This is a genomic window from Glycomyces sp. NPDC049804 (assembly GCF_040674615.1).
Lineage (GTDB): Bacteria > Actinomycetota > Actinomycetes > Mycobacteriales > Micromonosporaceae > Glycomyces > Glycomyces niveus.
Genome location: NZ_JBFAMQ010000020.1, coordinates 1 through 19659, shown reverse-complemented (window position 1 = coordinate 19659; position 19659 = coordinate 1). Strand labels below are relative to the sequence as shown.

The window sequence follows — 19659 nt, the reverse complement described above, 5'->3', positions numbered from 1 at the left end:
AGCGCTTGCGAGGGGGCATCGTCTCGTTCCAGGCGTGAACGTGACCGTCCGCTCGACGGCGGCTGCGCCGGTTGTCCGCACAAGCCCTGTTCCACTATGTGAGCATTGGTAACGTCCGCATAACGAGCATTTGACCTGCTCTAGTCGTCCCATTAGGGTTGGCCCGTTATGAGCTCGGCGTCGGCGTGACCGGAAAGAAGGACCTATGGCCAGAGAGCGACTCATCAGGGAGAACTGGGGGACCAGGCTCGGATTCATCTTGGCCGCCATCGGATCGGCGGTCGGACTGGGCAACATCTGGCGCTTCCCCGCGGTCGCCTACGACAACGGCGGCGGCGCCTTCCTCGTGCCCTACCTGGTGGCCCTGCTGACGGCGGGCATCCCGCTGCTCATCATGGAGTTCACCATCGGGCGGCGATTCAAGGGCTCCGCCCCGGTCGCGTTCCGCCGCCTGAACAAGAACGCCGAGTTCATCGGCTGGTGGCAGGTGGCCATCTGCATCGTGATCGCCGCCTACTACGCGGTCATCATCGCCTGGGCCGCCATGTACACCTACTACTCGATCGGCCAGACCTGGGGCGACTCGCCGGACGGCTTCCTGTTCGTGGACTTCCTCGGCGCGATGAACGCCGAAGGCGAAGCGGTCGGGACCTTCGACTTCGGCACCTGGGTGCCCGCGCTGACGGTGGTGCTCGCCGCCATCTGGGTCCTGACGCTGCTCATCATCGGCGCCGGCGTCCGCAAGGGCATCGAGAACACCGCGAAGGTGTTCATCCCGCTGCTCGTCGTCATGTTCGGCGTCCTGGTCGTCCAAGCGCTGACCCTCGACGGCGCCACCGCCGGCCTCGACGCGTTCTTCACGCCCGACTGGAGCGCGCTCCAGGATTCGACCGTCTGGGTGTCGGCCTACGGCCAGATCTTCTTCTCGCTGTCGGTCGGCTTCGGCATCATGGTCACCTACGCCTCGTACCTCAAGCGCAAGTCCGACATCACGACCTCGGCGTTCACCGTCGGCTTCGCGAACTCCTCGTTCGAGCTGCTCGCTGGCATCGGCGTGTTCTCCGTACTCGGATACATGGCCCTGCAGGCGGGCACGCCGATCGACGAGCAGGTCAGCGACGGTGTGGGCCTGGCGTTCGTGGCCTTCCCGACCATCATCAACACGATGCCGTACGCGGCGGGACTGTTCGGCGTGCTGTTCTTCGCCAGCCTGGTCATCGCCGGGTTCACCTCGCTCGTCAGCATCGTGCAGGTGCCGGTCGCGGCCGTCGAGGACCGCTTCGGCGTCAGCCGCCTCGCCGGCACCGTCTTCGTGGGCGGCGGCATCGCGCTGCTCTCGATCGTGCTGTTCCCGGCGACCAACGGCCTGTGGCTGCTCGACACCGCCGACGGCTTCATCAACCGCTACGGCATCGCCGTCGCGGCGCTCGTCAGCATCGTCTCGGTCGTCTGGATCGCCTGGAAGTGGGCCGAACTGCGCCAGGACGCCAACCGCACCTCGACGATCAAGGTCGGCTACCTGTGGCTGGGCGCCCTGGGCCTCGTCACTCCGGCGATCCTGGGCTGGATGCTCTTCGACAACATCCGCGCCACCATCGACAACGAGGCCGGGGTCGACCAGAACACCCTCGTCTACGGCTGGAGCGTCGCGGGCGGTGCCCTGGCGCTGGGTGTCCTGATGGCGCTCGTCCTGCGCCGCAGGGAAGTGCCCGCGCTGGTCGACGAAGAAGAAGTCGAAGGCGAAGCCGCCCTGACCGCCGGGAAGGAGGAGATCCAGTGAGCGGAAGCGCAGTGGCGATGATGATCATCGCCATCGTCGTCATCTTCGGGGGACTGGTCGTCTCGGCGATCACCCTCATGACCCACCCTGAAGAGACCGAAGACTGACAGTCCCGGAGGGGCCGATCCCCGGATCGGCCCCTCCGCCCTGCGCCCCCTCCGCAGTCGAGACCCTAGAGGACCCAACCCATGACCACGAGAGAAACCTGGGGGACCCGCGCGGGGTTCATCCTCGCCGCGGCCGGATCGGCCATCGGCCTGGGGAACATCTGGCGCTTCCCAGGCGAGGCGTACGAGTTCGGCGGGGGCGCCTTCCTGCTGCCCTACCTGTTCGCGATCCTCACCGCCGGCATCCCCCTCCTGCTGCTCGAGTACACGATCGGCCGCAAGTACCAGGCGGGGCCGCCCTCAGCGTTCCGCGCCCTGCACCGGCCCGCGGAAGGCGTCGGCTGGTGGCAGAACGGCATCGCGTTCTTCCTCGCCACCTTCTACGCGGTCATCATCGCCTGGGCGCTCTGCTACGTCTTCTACGCGCCCGGCCTGTCCTGGGGCGACGACGCCGGGGCGTTCTTCGGCGGGGAGTTCCTGCAGGCGGGGAAGCCCCTCGACTTCTTCGAGTACCGCCCGGTCATGCTCGCGGCGCTGGCCGCGGTGTGGGCGCTGGTACTGCTCATCATGGCCGGCGGCGTGCGCAAGGGCGTCGAGCTGGCCAACCGGATCTGCATCCCGCTGCTGGTGGGGCTGTTCGGCATCGTCGTGGTCCGCGCGCTGACCCTGGATGGCGCCGTCGACGGCCTGAACGCGTTCTTCACGCCGCAGTGGGACAAGATCGCCGATCCGGAGATCTGGCTCGCCGCCTACGCGCAGGTCTTCTTCTCCCTGTCGATCGGCATGGGCACGATGATCGCGTACTCGTCCTACCTGCGCAAGCGCAGCGAGCTGTCGACGACGGCCGTGACGGTCGGCTTCGCGAACTCCTCGTTCGAACTGCTCGCCGGCATCGGCGTCTTCGCGGTGCTGGGCTTCATGTCCGGCCAGAGCGGACTGCCCATCGACCAGCTGGTCGGCACCGGCGGCGGCGTCGCGTTCGTGACATTCCCGACCATCCTCAGCCAGATGCCCGGCGGGGCCTTCATCGGCGTGCTGTTCTTCGCCACACTGGTCGTCGCTGGCGTCTCCTCGCTGATCTCCATGGTGATCGTGCCGTTCAGCTCCTTCGAGGACCGCTTCGGATGGAGCCGCAAGAAGAGCGTGGTGGTGCTGGGCCTGCCGATGGCGGCGTTCTCGCTGCTGGTCTACCCGACCGCCAACGGTTCGTCCATGGTGGACGCGGTGGACTTCGCCGTCTCGGGTTACGGGCTGGTCCTCGGCGGGCTCGCGACGATCGTGCTGGCCTTCGCCACGGGCAAGATCAAGTCCCTCGCCGCCGAGGCGAACCGGACGTCGATGCTCAAACTCGGGTACGTCTGGTACGCCTGCCTGGGGCTGACCGCGGTGGTGCTCGTGTACACGCTCTACCGGAGCGTCCAGGGCCAGATCGCCGACCTCTCGGACCCCGCGGTGGCCGACGAGCTCATCTACATCAACTGGGGCGTCGGCGGGGCCATGATCCTGTTCGGCCTCATCATGACCGCGGTGCTCTGGCGCCGTCCCCTGTCGCAGCAGGTCGAGGAGGAGCCGGTCGCAGAGACCGTCTAGCCTCCGCTCCGTCGACGATGGCCGCACACGAACCGTGTGCGGCCATTGCCGTTGTGCGCGAAAAGGGAACGCTCATTCGGCTTGCGGCGATCGGCGCGCGCTTGCTCCTTGTGTGAAGCAATCTTAACTGTTAGGTTACTTTTTAGTTCGGTCTCCCGAACCCGGTTCCCCACCGGCACGCCGAAGTACCGCTGACCCATCGTCGATAGGAGACGAAGATGCGCACGAAGCGCAGAATCATCCTGTCCATCGCCAGCGCCGCGACCCTCGCGGTCTCGGCCTCCATGGCGGCCCTCGCCTGGGGCCACGGCTACACCTCCGACCCGCCCAGCCGCTCGGCCCTCTGCGCGAGCGGCGAAGTCTCCAACTGCGGCGCCATCTCATACGAACCCCAGAGCGTCGAGGGCACCAAGGGCTTCCCCGCCGCCGGACCCGCCGACGGCCAGATCTGCTCCGCCGGCCACGCCGAGTTCGCCGAACTCGACGACCCGCGAGGCGGCGGCTGGCCCGCCACCGCCGTCAACGCCGGGACCCGAACCTTCACGTGGACCATGACCGCCGCCCACGCCACCGCGACCTTCGACTACTACCTCACCAACGACCGGTACGACCCGAACCGACCGCTCACCCGCGACATGCTCGACCTCGAGCCCTTCGCCTCCTTCGCGATGGGCGGGGCCAAACCCGACCACACGATGACCCACCAGGTGACCCTGCCCGAGCGCAGCGGCCGGCAGCTGATCCTCAGCGTCTGGAACATCGCCGACACGGTGAACGCCTTCTACTCCTGCATCGACGTCGACTTCGGCGGCGGCGGGACCCCGACCGCGAACCCGACCGGCGGCGAACCGACCCCGACGCCGTCCTCCACCCCGACCGGCCAACCCGCCGACTGCGGCGCCTGGGACGCGACCGCGGTCTACACCGCCGGCGACACGGTCACCCACGACGGCGCCGAGTACCGCGCCGACTGGTGGACGACCGGCGAAGAGCCCGGCACGACCGGCCAATGGGGCGTCTGGAAGCCCATCGCCTCCTGCTAGACAACCTGCTTCCCCTGCAAGCGACACGGGCCGCCGACACGGCCGCCCGTGTCGCGCATCTCGCTTGACGCCGCCCCGGGCCTGCCCTACCCTTGACGAGTCCTTGTTCCCGACGTTAGGCACTCACTTGAAGCTCTAGGTCGCAGACATCGCGCCCATCACGTCTCTGCGCACGTGACCGGTGTGTCTTCGATCAAGAGAGTGCCTGTTTCCGGGGACTTTTCTGTATCCCGCCCTCTTCGGCGCGATGTCTCTCATCTCGATCCCGTTCCGCATCGACCTGAGAGAGGTCTCATGACCACCTATATCAACGTCCAGCAGCTCCGCTTCCTCTGGCCTGAAGGCGAGAGGATCTTCGACGGCCTCGACGCCGTCTTCTCCGACGGCCGCACCGCGCTCATCGGCGACAACGGCACCGGCAAGTCCACACTGCTCAAGCTCGTCGCAGGGCTCCTCAAGCCCGAGTCGGGGACGATCACCGCCTCCGGGCTCATCGAGTACCTGCCGCAGGAGCTTCCGCTCCGCTTGGGCGACACCGTGTCCGACCTGCTGGGGATCGCCGACCAGCGACGCGCGCTGGCCGCGATCGAGGCCGGCGACGCGGACGAGGCGAACTTCAACGTGATCGGGGAGGACTGGGACTTCCTGGACCGCTCCCGCGTCGCGCTCGACGAGCTGGGCCTCGACCACGTGGGCTTCGACCGCACCGTCGCCACGCTCTCCGGCGGCGAGTCGATGCTCGTGGGCCTGGCCGGGCGGCTCGTGCGCCGCCCCGACGTGCTGCTGCTGGACGAGCCCTCGAACAACCTCGACGGTTCGGCGAGGAACCGCCTGTACCAGGCGATCCGGCGGTTCAACGGCACCCTCGTGGTGGTCAGCCACGACCGGGCGCTGCTGGAGCACGTGGACGCCGTCGCCGAACTCTACAAGGGACGCATCCGCGTCTTCGAGGGCAACTACAGCGTCTACGAGGAGGTCATCGCGGCCGAGAAGGAGGCGGCCGCGCGCGCCGTGCGCGACGCCAAGCAGGACCTGGTGCGCCAGAAGAAGGAGCTCGTCGCCGCCCGCACCCAGAACGACAGGGGCGCCTCGTCCTGGCGCCGCGAGCAGGCGCGTGGCGGCACGCCGAAGATACTGCTCAACGCCAAGAAGAACGCGGGGGAGGTGTCGTCCGCGAAGCTGCTCAACGCGAAGCTCGACGACGTGGCCGAGGCCCGCGACCGCCTCGACGAGGCCGAGGAGGGCCTGCGCGATGACGGCGGCATCAACGTCGACCTGCCCGAGACCAGCGTCTCCTCGCACCGCGACATCGCGATCCTCAAGGGCCTCAAAGTGAGCGACCTCTACGGCGAAGGCCTCGGCCTGCACTTGCGGGGACCCGAGCGCGTCGCGGTCACGGGGGACAACGGCGCGGGCAAGACCACGCTGCTGCGCGCGATCGCCGACGCCGCCCGCGTCCCGCACGGGTTCCTCACGCAGCGGCTGGAACTGCTCGACGACGAGGCGAGCGTGCTCGACAACGTGCGCGCCCGCGCGCCCGAGGCCGACCAGTCGCTCCTGCGGACCCGCCTGGCCCGCTTCGGGCTGCGCCGCGACGCGGTGTTCCAGCAGGTCTCGACCCTCTCGGGGGGGCAGCGCCTGCGCGCGGCCCTCGCCGCGGTCCTGTCCTCGCAGCCCGCGCCGCAGCTGCTCCTGCTCGACGAGCCGACGAACAACCTCGACATGAGCTCGATCCGGCAGCTCCAGCAGGCGCTCACGGCGTTCCGCGGCGCGCTCGTCGTGGTCAGCCATGATGAGGCGTTCCTGGAAGGCCTGGGTCTGACGCGCCGCCTCGAGCTGACGCGCGGGGAGGGGATCGCGGTCGACGCCCCGGTCGCGTAGCGGCGTGGAATACCGGATGGACGGCCCCGGCGGCCCGATACTGGGTGCGCCCACCGACAAGGGGCACTGACGAAGGAGCGCCGATGCCGTCCATCCGAGCCCTGACCGCCGCGGTCGTCCTCGCCGGAGCCCTTGCGGGCTGCGGCGGCGACGAGGACGCCACCGACCCCAAAGACCCCGACCTGGGCGGGGCCTGGAACGCCACGCTCGCGGTCACCGCCGCCTGGAGCCAGGCCGCCCCGCAGGCCACCGGGACCGCCGACATCTCATCGACCGGCAGCACCTCGGTGCGGCTCGCCGTCGCCGGACTCGCCCCGGACACCGACTACACGGCGCACCTCCACGACGGCGAATGCGACGAGACCCCGCCCGGCGGCGGCCACTGGCTCGAGGACCCGGAGGGCGAGGACGCGGCCGGGAACATCATCGAGCTGAGCTTCACGACCTCCTCCACGGGCATCGGCTCGGCCGACGTCTCCAGCGACCTCATCTCCGACGGACGGGCCGAAAGCGTCGTCGTCCACGCGCCCGAAGCGCTCACCCGGTCAGAAGGCCTCGACTCCGACCGGGTCCTGTGCGGGGACCTCGAAGACGTCTGAGGTCACTGCGCGGCTTAATGGATGGCGCGGCGGCGGGCCGCCCGCGTATCCTTGACGATCGTCATGCCCAGCAGCGTCCCTGACTCCCGAACCAGCCTGCGCGAGCGCGTCTTCGCCCTGCGTACGGCCGATCAGCGCGCGCTGCGCCGCCGCCTGCGCGAGGCCCGCGAACTCGACGGCCCCGCCCGCGCCGAGGCCTTCGCGAGACTCGAGGCCGACGTCGAGCGCAAGGAGGCCGCCCTGGCGGCCCGCGCGGCAGGCGTCCCGAAGATCGTCTACCCCGAGGCCCTGCCGGTCTCGCAGCGCAAGGACGACATCCTCGAGGCGATCCGGGACCACCAGGTCGTCATCATCGCCGGTGAGACCGGCTCGGGCAAGACCACGCAGATTCCGAAGATCTGCCTCGAACTCGGCCGCGGGGTGCGCGGCATGATCGGGCACACCCAGCCGCGGCGGATCGCCGCCCGCGCGGTCGCCGAGCGCATCGCCGAGGAGCTGGGCTCGCCGCTGGGCGAGGCCGTGGGCTGGAAGGTCCGCTTCACCGACCAGGTGTCGGACAACTCCTACATCAAGCTCATGACGGACGGCATCCTGCTCACCGAGATCCAGCACGATCGGCTGCTGAGCGCCTACGACACGATCATCATCGACGAGGCGCACGAGCGCAGCCTCAACATCGACTTCATCCTCGGCTGCCTCAAGCAGATCCTCCCCAAGCGCCCCGACCTCAAGGTCATCGTCACCTCCGCGACCATCGACCCCGAACGCTTCGCCAAGCACTTCGCCGGAGGCGAACGGAACCAGCAGGGCGCCGGAGGCGAACGGAACCAGCAGGGCGCCGGAGGCGAACGGAACCAGCAGGGCGCCGGAGGCGAACGGAATAAGCAGGGCGCCGGAGGCGAACCGAACCGGCAGAGCGGCGCGACGGAGTCCCCGGCCCCGATCCTCGAGGTCTCCGGCCGCACCTACCCGGTCGAGATCCGCTACCGGCCGCTGCGCGACGAGGACGGCGAGGAGCAGCGCGACCAGATCGACGGCATCCTCGACGCCGTCAACGAGCTCGGCCGGGTCGGCGACGGCGACATCCTCGTCTTCCTCTCCGGCGAGCAGGAGATCCGCGACACCGCCGACGCCCTCGAGAAGGCCAAGCTCCGCCACACCGAGATCGTTCCGCTCTACGCCCGCCTCTCCGCGCAGGAGCAGCACCGGGTGTTCTCCCCGCACACCGGCCGCCGGATCATCCTCTCCACCAACGTCGCCGAGACCTCCCTGACCGTGCCGGGCATCCGGTACGTGATCGACGCCGGATACGCCCGCATCTCCCGCTACTCGGCCCGCACGAAGGTCCAGCGCCTGCCCATCGAGGCGATCAGCCAGGCCAGCGCCAACCAGCGCGCCGGCCGCTGCGGCCGCGTCGCCGAGGGCATCTGCATCCGCCTGTACTCCGAGGACGACTTCAACGCCCGCCCCGAGTTCACGGACGCGGAGATCCTGCGCACCAACCTCGCCAGCGTCATCCTGCAGATGACGGCCGCGAAGCTCGGCCGGGTCGAGTCGTTCCCGTTCGTGGACGCCCCCGACTCGCGCAACATCAAGGACGGCATGGACCTCCTGGTGGAGCTCGGCGCGCTCGAGGACGTGCGCAGCGGCGAGCGGCGCCTGACGAAGGCCGGGCGCGACATCGCGCGCCTGCCGATCGACCCGCGCCTGGCCCGCATGATCCTGCAGGCCCAGAACGAGGGCTGCGTCCACGCCGTGGCGGTCATCACCGCCGCCATGTCCATCCAGGACCCGAAGGAGCGCCCGGCGGACAAGAAGGCCCAGGCCGACCAGTCCCACGCGCGCTTCAACGACCCCGACTCCGACTTCTCCGCGTACCTCAACCTGTGGAAGTACCTCGAGGACGAGCGCCGCTCCCGCTCCTCGTCCTCCTTCCGCCGCATGTGCAAGCAGGAGTACCTGCACTACCTGCGCATCCGCGAGTGGCAGGACCTGGTCCGCCAGATCCTCGGCGTCCTCAAGAGCCTCAAGATCGAGATCGGGCCGACCGACACGGTCCCCGACCCCCGGCGCGTCCATACCGCGCTCCTCGCCGGGCTCCTCTCGCACATCGGCGTCAAAGAGGCCGACACCCGCGAGTACCTCGGCGGCCGCAACGCCAAGTTCGCGATCTTCCCCGGCTCCGGCCTCGCCAAGAAGCAGCCGCGCTGGGTCGTCGCCGGCGAGCTCGTCGAGACCAGCCGCCTGTGGGGCCGCGTGTGCGCCAAGATCGAACCCGAATGGGTCGAACCGCTCGCCGAGCACCTCAGCAAGCGCACCTACTCCGAACCGCACTGGTCGAAGAAGGCCGGCGCCGTGCTCGCCTTCGAGCGCGTCACGCTCTACGGCGTCCCGATCGTCGCCCGCCGCAAGGTCAACTTCGGACGCATCGACGTCGAGACCAGCCGCGAACTCTTCATCCGGCACGCCCTCGTCCAGGCCGAATGGGACACCCACCACCAGTTCCTGGCGCGGAACCTCGCCAAGATCAGCGAGGTCGAAGACCTCGAGAACCGGGTGCGCCAGCGCGGCCTCCTCGCCGACGAGCAGACCCTCTTCGACTTCTACGACGAGCGCCTCCCCGCCGACATCGTCTCGGGCCGCCACTTCGACTCGTGGTGGAAGAAGCAGAAGGACAAGACCCTCCTCGACTTCGACGAGGCCCTGCTCCTGGGCGACCGCGCCGAAGGGGTCGCCGCCGAGCAGTACCCCGAGGTCTGGACCTCCGAAGGCGCCGACCTCGAACTCGACTACGAGTTCGAACCCGGCTCGGCCCGCGACGGCGTCACCGTCGCCGTCCCGCTCCCGGCCCTCCAGCAGCTCGACCAGGACGCCTTCACCTGGCAGGTCCCGGGCCTGCGCGCCGAGTTCGCCGAAGCGCTCATCAAGAGCCTCCCCAAGACCCTGCGCCGCAACTTCGTGCCCGCCCCCGACTTCGCCAAGGCCGCCGTCGCCCGCATGGCCCCGGCCCCCGGCCGCCCCATGATGGCCGCGCTCGCCGACACCCTCAAGTCGATGACGAACACGCACGTCCCGGCCGACGCCTTCGACCTCACCAAGGTCCCCGGGCACCTCCTCGTCACCTTCCAGGTCAAGGACGAGGACGGCCAGGTCCTCGCCGAAGGCAAGGAACTCGGCGCCCTCCAGCGCCAGCTCGCCCCCAAGACCCAGGAGGCCGCCGCCGAGGCCTTCGACCTCGAGCGCACCGGCCTCAAGACCTGGGACTTCGACGCCCTCCCGAAGCTCCACGAGACCCCGCGCAAGGGCTATACCGCCAAGGCCTACCCGGCGCTCGTCGATGAAGGCGGCACGGTCGGCGTCAAGGCATTCCCCGACCCCGGATCGCAGGCCGCGAACATGTGGGCCGGCACGCGCCGCCTCCTGCGCCTCAACATTCCCGACCCACGACTCAAAGAAGCGCTCACCCGCAACGAGCAGCTCGCGCTCGCCACCGGCCCCTACGCGAACGTGGACGCGCTCCTCGCCGACTGCGTGCGCACCGTCCTCGACAAGGTCCTCATCGAAGGCGGCGGCCCGGCCTGGGACCGCGAAGGCTTCGAAGCCCTGCTCAAACGCGCCCGGCCCGAGGTCGCGGGGGAGTCCGCCGCCGTGGCCCGCAAAGCCGCCGCGGTCCTCACCGAGGCCCGCGAAGCGTCCCGCCTCCTCGAAGGCAAATTCGACCTGCGCGCCCTCCCGGCCCTGAGCGACATGCGCCGCCAGCTCGAAGCGCTCGTCGGCGCCGACGGCTTCATCGGCTCGACCGGCTGGTGGCGCCTCGACGACCTGCACCGCTACGTGAAGGCCATCAGCTTCCGCGCCAAGCGCGCCGTCGCCGACATCGCGGGGGACAAGGGCAAGATGGACGTGATTCAGTCCCTTGAGGCCGAACGCGACGCGCTCGCCCGCACCCGGCCCGCCGCGCTCCGCTCCGGCGAGGGCCGCGAAGTCCGCTGGATGCTCGAAGAACTGCGCGTCAGCTTCTTCGCCCAGCAGCTCGGCACCCGCTACCAGGTCAGCGAGAAGCGCGTCCGCAAGCTCCTCCAGACCCTCTGACCTCCATTCGCACCCGGGATGTCACACCCGGGGTGCATGATCGGGTTCCGCCGTACGCCGCGCACCGTACGGCCGCACGCCGCCGTAAAGGTGCTGTGAGAACACGTCGAAAATGACACGATGAACCCGGGTGCACACCACTCCGGAAACCAGAACCCTTGCACACGACACCACTCCGAAGGAGGACGAAGTGTCGACAGACAACGCCATCGAAACCGAGGGCCTGACCAAGCACTTCGGCGACCTCGTCGCCCTCGACCACGTCGACCTAGCGGCCCGCACCGGGACCGTGCTCGGCGTCCTCGGGCCCAACGGCGCGGGCAAGACCACCATGGTCCGCATGCTCGCCACCCTCTCCCAGCCGACCGCGGGCACCGCCCGCGTCGGCGGCTACGACATCGTGAAGGACGGCGCCCAGGTGCGCACGTTCATCGGCCTCACCGGCCAGTTCGCCGGCGTCGACGAACTGCTCACCGGCGAGGAGAACCTGCGGTTCATCGGCCGCCTCCTCGGCATGCCCACCCGGGACGCCAAGGCCCGCGCGCGCGAACTGCTCGCCCAGTTCAACCTCTCCGACGCCGCCGAGAAGCCCGCGAAGGCCTACTCCGGCGGCATGCGCCGCCGCCTCGACCTGGCCGCCAGCCTCGTCGGCCGGCCCCGCATCCTCTTCCTCGACGAGCCCACCACCGGCCTGGACCCGCGCGCCCGCGGCGAACTCTGGGGCCTCGTGCGCGGCCTCGTCGCCGACGGCACCACCGTCCTGCTCACCACCCAGTACCTCGAGGAGGCCGACCAGCTCGCCCACGAGATCGCCGTGATCGACCACGGCAAGGTCATCGCCACCGGCACGCCCACGCAGCTCAAGGCCAAGATCGGCGGCCAGAGCCTGCGCATCCAGCCGGAGGACCACGGCCAGCTCGACACCGTGCGCGGCCTCATCGCCGAACGCTTCCCCGACCTCGACCCCGTCGTCGAGGCCGGAGCGATCACCCTCGGCGTCAACGACGACGGCATCATGCCGGCCCTCGCCGCCGACCTGCGCGACCGCGGCATCGCGCTCACCGAGTTCCACCTCGGTCTCTCCAGCCTCGACGAGGTCTTCCTGACCCTGACCGGCCGCCGCACCGAGACCGACGACGACGCCGACGACGAAGGCGCCGCCGAGAACGAGGAGCCCGCGAAATGACCGCCGCCACCATCGAAGTCCCCGTTGTCCACCGGCCGGGCCTGGGCGCCACGGTCAGCCAGGTCCTCACCATGGCCTGGCGCCAGATGGTCCGCATCAAGCACAACCCGTTCGAACTGGTCGACCTCAGCCTCAGCCCGATCATGTTCCTGCTGCTGTTCGTCTACGTCTTCGGCGGCCAGATGGCCGGGTCCACCTCGGACTACCTGCAGTACGTCCTCGGCGGCCTCATCGCGCAGAACGCCATCTTCCTCACCATGTACACCGGCACCGGCATCAACGCCGACCTGCGCAAGGGCGTCTACGACCGGTTCCGGTCGCTGCCGATCGCCCGCTCGGCGCCCCTGGCCGGGAAGATCTTCGCCGACATGTTCAAGCAGGTCTGGTCCGTCGTGGTCATGCTGAGCCTGGGCCTGCTCATGGGCTTCGAGCTGCGCACCGTCGCGGGCGCGCTGCTCGCCACGCTGACCCTCGTGGTGTTCGCGCTGGCGATCTCGTGGATCTCGGTCCTCATGGGGGTCGTGGCCGACTCCGAGGAGAAGGTCCAGATCTACGCGTTCGTGATCATCATGCCGCTGACCTTCACCTCCAGCGCGTTCGTCGACATCAACACGATGCCGGGCTTCATGCAGGCGTGGGCGAAGGTCAACCCGGTGACGCACCTGGCGGACACGATGCGGGGCCTGCTGTCCTTCGGCCCCGTGGCCGAGCCGATGATGTGGACGTTCGTGTGGGCCGCGGCGATCTTCGCGGTGACCGCTCCGCTGGCGATGCGCGCCTACCGCCGCAAGATGGTCTGAGGCGACCGCGCGATGGCCCCGGTGCCGGGCGACCTCTTCGAGGGCCACCCCGACGGGCTCGCGGTCTACGAGGCCGTCGCCGAAGCGGTGGCCGGGATCGGCGCAGCCGAGGTCCGGACCACCAAGAGCCAGATCGCGTTCCGGCGCCGCAGGGGCTTCGCGTACGTGTGGCGGCCCGGGCGGTACATCGACTCCGAGGTGCCCGCCGTCCTGTCCATCGCGCTGCCGGCGCGCCTCGACTCCGACCGGTTCAAGGAGGTGGTGCACACCGCGCCGAAAGGCTGGATGCACCACCTCGAGGTCGAGGATCCCGACGCGATCGACGCCGAGGTGCGGACCTGGCTCGAAGCCGCGTACCGGGCGGCCGCGTGAGGACATCGGGCACAGAGGCAACCCTTCGCCGGGTCCGGCGCATATTACAGAGGACACCGGACCTACCGAAAGGGACCATCATGGCCTCATTCAAGCGCTCTGCGATCGTCGCGGCCTCGGCCGCGGCGGTGTTCCTCCCCGCGACCGCGGCCGCGGCGGCGGAGCCGGAGATCCCCGCCGAGGGCTGGGAGTACTCCGAGCAGTGGGACTTCGTCCAGGACGAGTACACCGCGGAAGCCCACGAGGAGACCGCGGAGCAGCTCAACGAGCACTTCGAGGACTGGACCTTCGACGCCTCGCTGGAGATGAAGCGGCTCCAGAACTACTACATCGACGGCGAGAACGAGACGCCGGTGCAGCGCAAGTTCCGCGCCGACTTCTACGTCGACCAGACCGGTGAGGGCCTGGAGACCGCGCTGTACCTGCCCGGCGGGATCAGCACGGGTGTCCAGGACGTCACCGGCGGGGACGACTTCGACATGCACTACCTGATCCACTGCCGCGAGAGCGACACCGAGTGCGGTGAGGAGGAACTCGAGGACGGCACCGTGGTCGCCTGGACCACCGACGGGACCTATGTGGAGGCCGCCGCGTTCTTCGAGGACGGCTCCGTCGCCACCGTGTGGTGGGGCGACATGAACGGCGAGGCGGTCGACGTCTCGGTCGAGCAGATCACGGCGCTCGCCGCCGACCTCGACACCGAGCCGGTCTGGGAGGCCCTGAAGGCGGACTCGGAGTCCTAAAGGACCGCAAGTGAACAGCGGCCCCCGCCGGAAGGCGGGGGCCGTCGCTGCGCTCAGACCCGGGCGAGGGTCTTCGGTGCTTCCAGGGGCTCAGGCGCGGGCGCCTTCTGCCTGGCCTGGAGCTGGGCGGTGACCGTGGCGGCGAGGGCGACGGCGAAGCCCGCGGTCTGCCAGGCCGAGAAGGTCTCGCCGAGGGCGATCCAGCCGACCGTCGCGGCGGTGAGCGGCGAGAGCAGCCCCAGGAAGCTCAGGGGCACGATCGAGAGGCGGCCGATGCCGCGGAACCAGAGCCAGTAGCCCAGGGCGGTGTTGACGAGGCCGAGGTAGAGGTAGCCGAGCATGTTCGTGCCGGTGAGCGCCGGGATGCCGCCCTCGACGGCGAAGGCCAGGGGGATGAGCAGGAGCCCGCCCGCGGTGAGCTGCCAGCCCGCGAGGGCGGCCGGTCCCGCGTCCTTCGGCATGCCCCAGCGCTTCGTGAGGGTCACGGCGACCGCCATGGAGACCGCGCCGCCGATCCCGGCGAGCGCGCCGATGGTGTCGAGCTTCGCTTCGGCGGTCAGGACGACCATGGCCACGCCGCCGACGCCGGCGAGGCCGAGCAGCCAGGTGCGCAGCCGCACCCGCTGGTGCAGGATGAGCAGGGTCGCACCGGCCGTCGCCAGCGGGCCGACGGCGGCGGCGACCGCGGCGACGCCGCCGGGGAGCCGGTAGGTCGCGATGAACAGCAGCGCGAAGAACGCGGCGATGTTGAGCGTGCCGATCACGGCCGACTTCCACCACCACGAACCCCTTGGGAGCCTTCGTGACAGGAGGATGAGGAGGAGTCCGGCGGGGAGCGCGCGGAGCAGGGCGGTGAGGAACGGGCGGTCGGCGGGGAGGGATTCGGTGGTCACCACGTAGGTGGTGCCCCACATGACGGGGGCGAGGGCCGTGAGGAGGAGGTCCTTCGTGCTGCGGTTCATCGTGGCTCCTTCGGGGTGTAGCTTGATAAGAAGTAGCTTACCCTCAAGCTATTTTTTGTCAAGATGCTCTGTCTTGAGTTAAATCACGCCTGAGGTACTTCAGCGACCGGAAGGACGATGCGCCACAATGACGCGCATGACCGAAGACGCCGCCAAGGCCGATGACCAGGACGCCGTGGACAAGATCGTGGCGCAGTGGCACCGCGAGCTGCCCGACCTCGAACTCGAGTCCATGGCCCTCTACGGGCGCATGCACCGCATCTCGCAGAAGCTCGGCGCGCGCCTGCACGAGATGCGGGTGCGCCAGGGCCTGGGGCGCAACGAGTTCGACGTGCTCGCCTCGATCCGCCGCTCGGGCGAGCCGTTCACGCTCTCGCCCAAGGAGATCGGCGCGACCCTCATGCTCAGCTCGGGCGGGCTCACCGGGCGGCTCGACAAGCTCGAGGCCGCCGGGTTCGTCGAGCGCCTGCCCGACCCGGCCGACCGGCGCGGCTTGAAGGTCCGCATGACCGAACGCGGCCGCGAGGTCATCGAAGAGGCCGTGCGCACCGGCATCGACCTGCAGCTCGAGACCCTCGCCGTGCTCACCGAGGAGGAGCAGGCCCAGCTCGGCGCGCTGCTGCGCAAGCTCCACCTCGGCTTCGAGGACCAGCCGTTCGGCGACTGACCTACCGCGTCAGGTCGATGTCGTAGTCGAAGATGTCGTAGACGACCACCGGCGGCGGCGGGGTCTGCGGCTTCGCGGCCGGGACCTCGGGCGCCGGCGGCGGGGGAGGCGTCAGCTCCTGGCACCGGTCCAGCGCCGCGCGCATGGTCGCCTCGCCGAACGGGCTGTGCGCGAGCGCCTCCTCCTCGGTGAGGAACCCCTGCGCCACTTCCGCGCACATCCGCGCCGTCTCTGCCATGTCGCGCACCTGCGCCCGCGCCCACCAGTAGTCCGCCGGATCGCCGTGGCCCGGGACCACGACCGCGGGCTTCCAGCTCAGCAGGTACTCGACCGCCTGCGGCCACTCGTACGGGAACGCCGCGGTGTACGACGGGGCCGCGCCGTTCTCCAGCAGGTCCCCCGCGAACAGGACGCCCGCGTCGGGCACCTCGACCACCAAGTCGTTGTCGCTGTGCGCGAGGCCCGCCTGGCGCAGGACGACTGTGCGCCCGCCCAGGTTCAGCCCGACCGCGCCCTGCACGCGGCAGTTCGGCGGCACGAGCTTCGAGCGGGCGATGCTGCGGGCGTCCTCCTCGCGGCCCTCCCGGCGGTACCGCGCGGCCCAGGCCTGGCGCTGCTCGTCGCCGATGCGGATGTAGTGGGCGCCGTCGCCCACCGCCCAGATCGCGGCTTCGCCGAACGCCGAGGTCCCGAACCAGTGGTCGAAGTGGTCGTGCGTGTAGGCCACCTGCCACGGCAGGTCCGTCTTCTCCCTGATCGCGGTGGCGAACGCGTAGCCCGCCTCGGCGCTGACGCCGGTGTCGATCACCAGGCAGCTCTCGTCGCCGATGACCAGACCCAGCGTCTGGTCGAGTTCCTGCACGCGCAGCGCCCACACCCGGGGGGCCACCTCGATCCACCGTTCGCTCATGCGCGCAATGGTATGCGGTCCGCGCGAGGACATATCGACGATGATCACCGGGTTCGAATGGGAGCGAGACCGGTCGCTTTCAGGCGGGGCGGCCCGGTCGCGCATTACCGGCGGGTTTACCGTTCGCTCTGGAAGGCTCGCGGAATCGCCGGGCACGGTCCTTGAACGCTGCGGGAAGAATGGGGCGCGATCCGCCTTTGCATCCTGTTTCGTCGCTCCTTCCAGGACACGGTTCGATCACGGAATGACCCGGTTTGGCGAGCTTTTCACTCGTGTAAGTTTCGAGGGTGCAATGAACCCCCTCACCTGTACGAAGGAGTACCTCCCTCATGCGTCTCAATCGTCGCGGACTGCTTTTCGGAACGGCGGGCGCCGCAGCGGCGTCGCTCGCGGCGTGCGGGAAAGGCGAGGAGTCGAAGCAGCTGACCGGGCACACCGGGATCGCCATGCCCACCACCGCCTCGGACCGGTGGGTGATCGAGGGCGCGGACCTGGAGAAGCGGCTACAGGCCCTCGGCTACAAGACCATCCTCGAGTACGGCGAGGACGACGTCCCCACGCAGATCCAGCAGATCCAGTCGATGATCGACGCGGGCGTCGAGTTCCTCATCATCGGCGCCATCGGCAACACCTCGCTCGGCGAGGTGCTCAGCGAGGCGAAGAACAAGGGCCTCACGATCATCTCGTACGACCGCCTCATCCTCGAGACCCCCGACGTCGACTACTACGCCTCGTTCGACAACTACCAGGTCGGCGTGCTCCAGGCCAAGCACATCATCTCGCGGCTCGGCCTCTCCCAGGACAGCACCGAGACGTTCAACATCGAGCTGTTCTCCGGCTCGCTGGACGACAACAACTCGCAGTACTTCTTCCAGGGCGGGATGGACACCCTCGAGCCGTTCATCTACGGCGGCCAGATCGTCATCCCCTCGAACGAGACCGAGCAGGAGCCCACCTCCACCCAGCAGTGGGACCCCGTGATCGCACGCGAGCGCATGGCCCGGCTGCTCGACGACTTCTACAAGGACGAGCCGCTCCACGCCGTGCTCTCGCCCTACGACGGCATCAGCCGCGGCATCGTCGAGGCACTGGTCGCGGCCGACTTCGAGCCCGGCTCGGACGACTTCCCGGTCATCACCGGCCAGGACGCCGAAGCGCGCTCCCTCAAGGCGATCAAGGAGGGCACCGGCCAGACCCAGACGGTCTTCAAGGACACCCGTGATCTCGCCGAGGTCGCCGTGAACATGGTGAAGGCCATCGTGGGCGGCTCGACCCCCGAGGTCAACGACAACGGCACCTATGACAACGGCTTCAAGTTCATCCCGTCGTTCCTGCTCGAACCGGTCGACGTGACCGCCGAGAACTATCAGGAGATCGTCGTCGACTCGGAGTACATCACCGAGGAGGAGATCGACAACGCCCCGGCCGACGAGGACTAGCCTCCGCACGGGACACTGCGCGACGGCCGGGCTTGCGCCCGGCCGTTTCCTTGTGCCCCAAGGGTTCTCATGCGCTCACCGAGCGTCGCGGCCGGGTCGTTATCTGATCGTTATGCGACCTCTGCTCATGTTCCGGCGTGTCTCATTTGGTAAGTTGCCGAAGCCGGTCGAGCACTCACACCCCTCGGCCGCGCGGCTTCCAATCCCCCCAATGCAATTGCATCCTTAGGAGAATCATGAACCGTACCCTCAAGCGGGTGCTGGGACTGAGCGGCAGCGTCGTCCTCGGCCTCGCAGGAGCGGTCGCCTTCGCTTCCGGTGCCCAAGCCCACCACCCGGAGATCCAGGGCATCACCGAATGCACCCCTGACGGCGGCTGGACCGTCGTCTGGCAGGTCAAGGACTGGGACTCGGACAACGGCGCGGTCGGCACGATCACCGAGATCCTGACCGACACCGACTTCAACGAAGGCACCGAGATCGTCGTCGGCGCGTCGCTCCCGGCCTACGACTCGGGCGATTACCTCGAAGGCAGCCAGAACTTCAGCGCCGACGTGGACCTCGCCTCGATCACGATCAAGGGCGCGTGGAACAATGGCTTCCCGGGGGAGCGCTCCGTCACGGTCTCCGCTCCTGAGGGCGGCTGCACCGAGGAGCCCCCGGCCGAGCCGGAGCCCGAGTACGAGTTCGGCGGCGGCAGCGACTGCGTCGGCGTCTACGTCTGGGCCGACAACTACAACCCCGACGCCCTGGCGGAGTTCACCTTCGCTCCGAGCAACGGCGACGCCGTCACCTACACCCCTGAGGTGGACGAGGGCTTCTACGAGTACTTCTACGTCGACAGCGCCGAAGAGGGCCTCTCGGTCGACATCTTCGTCGGCGAGGAACTGGTCGACACCATCGAGTGGTACGACAACGAGCTGTGCTCCTACATCGCGGTCGAGTCCGACTGCGACGGCCTGACGATCACGCTCACCGTCCCCGCCGACGGCGAAGAGACCTACTTCGAGGTCTACAAGGACGGCGACGAGCTGGCCGAGCCTTACACCCTCGCCCCGGGCGAGACCCAGGTCGTGGAGATCCCGGCCGCGGACGAGGAGTTCTGGGTCTGGTACTACATCGAGACCCCGAAGGACGCCACCGGCGGCGAGCTGTACTGGGCCCCCTGCGACGAGGAGACCCCCTCGCCCAGCGGCACCCCGTCCGCTCAGCCGCAGCTGCCCACCACCGGTAGCTCGATGACGATCATGATCGGCTCGGCCGCCGCGCTCATCGTGGCCGCCGCCGCCATCTTCCTGATCATGCGCCGCCGCCGCGCCGCGCAGGACTGGTAAGCACCGAATCCCATTGAGGGACAAGGGCTTCTAGCCACTTGAAGAAAGGGCCGCACCGTTCTGAACAGCTCCCCGGATGTTGGACTGAGAAATCAGTTCCGCTTCCGGGGAGTAGTTGTTTGAATCCGTATAGTTCGTTGACCGAGGCGCAGCG

General features: G+C 69.0%; 16 protein-coding genes. 14 read left to right on the top strand and 2 right to left on the bottom strand.

Features of this window, described 5'->3' with window-relative positions:
• Positions 1-205 precede the first annotated feature (205 nt).
• The 11 genes from AB0K52_RS22970 (at position 206) to AB0K52_RS22920 (ending at position 14193) form a co-directional block, all read left to right on the top strand.
• Entirely contained in the window at positions 206-1780 is a 1575-nt protein-coding gene (locus AB0K52_RS22970) for a sodium-dependent transporter (RefSeq protein WP_363535925.1), read from the top strand.
• Positions 1777-1887, top strand: coding sequence for a methionine/alanine import family NSS transporter small subunit (locus AB0K52_RS22965; protein ID WP_363535922.1), 111 nt, complete (start codon positions 1777-1779; stop codon positions 1885-1887). The genes AB0K52_RS22970 and AB0K52_RS22965 overlap by 4 nt, the downstream gene beginning before the upstream one ends.
• Positions 1888-1968: 81 nt before the next feature.
• On the top strand, positions 1969-3477 hold the full coding sequence (locus tag AB0K52_RS22960; protein ID WP_363535919.1) for a sodium-dependent transporter: 1509 nt from the start codon (positions 1969-1971) through the stop codon (positions 3475-3477).
• 218 nt (positions 3478-3695) lie between these two features.
• Positions 3696-4520 (top strand): lytic polysaccharide monooxygenase, encoded by an 825-nt coding sequence (locus AB0K52_RS22955; protein WP_363535916.1) that lies wholly within the window; start codon positions 3696-3698, stop codon positions 4518-4520.
• 294 nt (positions 4521-4814) lie between these two features.
• Positions 4815-6401: an ATP-binding cassette domain-containing protein gene (locus AB0K52_RS22950; protein WP_363535913.1), complete on the top strand. Its 1587-nt coding sequence runs from the start codon at positions 4815-4817 to the stop codon at positions 6399-6401.
• A gap of 83 nt (positions 6402-6484) precedes the next feature.
• Positions 6485-7000, top strand: coding sequence for a hypothetical protein (locus tag AB0K52_RS22945; protein WP_363535910.1), 516 nt, complete (start codon positions 6485-6487; stop codon positions 6998-7000).
• Positions 7001-7063: 63 nt separating this feature from the next.
• Positions 7064-11092, top strand: a complete 4029-nt coding sequence (hrpA, locus tag AB0K52_RS22940; protein WP_363535907.1) for an ATP-dependent RNA helicase HrpA — start codon at positions 7064-7066, stop codon at positions 11090-11092.
• A gap of 190 nt (positions 11093-11282) precedes the next feature.
• Positions 11283-12278 (top strand): ATP-binding cassette domain-containing protein, encoded by a 996-nt coding sequence (locus AB0K52_RS22935; protein ID WP_363535904.1) that lies wholly within the window; start codon positions 11283-11285, stop codon positions 12276-12278.
• Positions 12275-13078 (top strand): ABC transporter permease, encoded by an 804-nt coding sequence (locus AB0K52_RS22930; protein ID WP_363535901.1) that lies wholly within the window; start codon positions 12275-12277, stop codon positions 13076-13078. The genes AB0K52_RS22935 and AB0K52_RS22930 overlap by 4 nt, the downstream gene beginning before the upstream one ends.
• A gap of 12 nt (positions 13079-13090) precedes the next feature.
• Positions 13091-13450, top strand: a complete 360-nt coding sequence (locus tag AB0K52_RS22925) for a DUF5655 domain-containing protein (RefSeq protein ID WP_363535898.1) — start codon at positions 13091-13093, stop codon at positions 13448-13450.
• Positions 13451-13530: 80 nt separating this feature from the next.
• Positions 13531-14193 (top strand): hypothetical protein, encoded by a 663-nt coding sequence (locus AB0K52_RS22920; RefSeq protein ID WP_363535896.1) that lies wholly within the window; start codon positions 13531-13533, stop codon positions 14191-14193.
• A gap of 53 nt (positions 14194-14246) precedes the next feature.
• Here the strand turns inward: AB0K52_RS22920 and AB0K52_RS22915 are convergent, their stop codons facing one another.
• On the bottom strand, positions 14247-15155 hold the full coding sequence (locus tag AB0K52_RS22915; protein WP_363535893.1) for an EamA family transporter: 909 nt from the start codon (positions 15153-15155) through the stop codon (positions 14247-14249).
• Positions 15156-15291: 136 nt separating this feature from the next.
• Between AB0K52_RS22915 and AB0K52_RS22910 the strand changes: the two genes are divergently transcribed.
• A complete protein-coding gene (locus tag AB0K52_RS22910; RefSeq protein WP_363535890.1) occupies positions 15292-15822 on the top strand; it encodes a MarR family transcriptional regulator in 531 nt (176 codons plus the stop codon).
• A 1-nt stretch (position 15823) separates the two neighbouring features.
• Here AB0K52_RS22910 and AB0K52_RS22905 read toward each other — a convergent pair whose 3' ends face one another.
• Positions 15824-16732, bottom strand: a complete 909-nt coding sequence (locus tag AB0K52_RS22905) for an MBL fold metallo-hydrolase (protein WP_363535887.1) — start codon at positions 16730-16732, stop codon at positions 15824-15826.
• 329 nt (positions 16733-17061) lie between these two features.
• Here AB0K52_RS22905 and AB0K52_RS22900 point away from each other — a divergent pair, with 329 nt between their 5' ends.
• Positions 17062-18171, top strand: coding sequence for a sugar-binding protein (locus AB0K52_RS22900; protein ID WP_363535884.1), 1110 nt, complete (start codon positions 17062-17064; stop codon positions 18169-18171).
• 236 nt (positions 18172-18407) lie between these two features.
• Positions 18408-19505, top strand: a complete 1098-nt coding sequence (locus tag AB0K52_RS22895) for an LPXTG cell wall anchor domain-containing protein (RefSeq protein WP_363535881.1) — start codon at positions 18408-18410, stop codon at positions 19503-19505.
• Positions 19506-19659 lie beyond the last annotated feature (154 nt).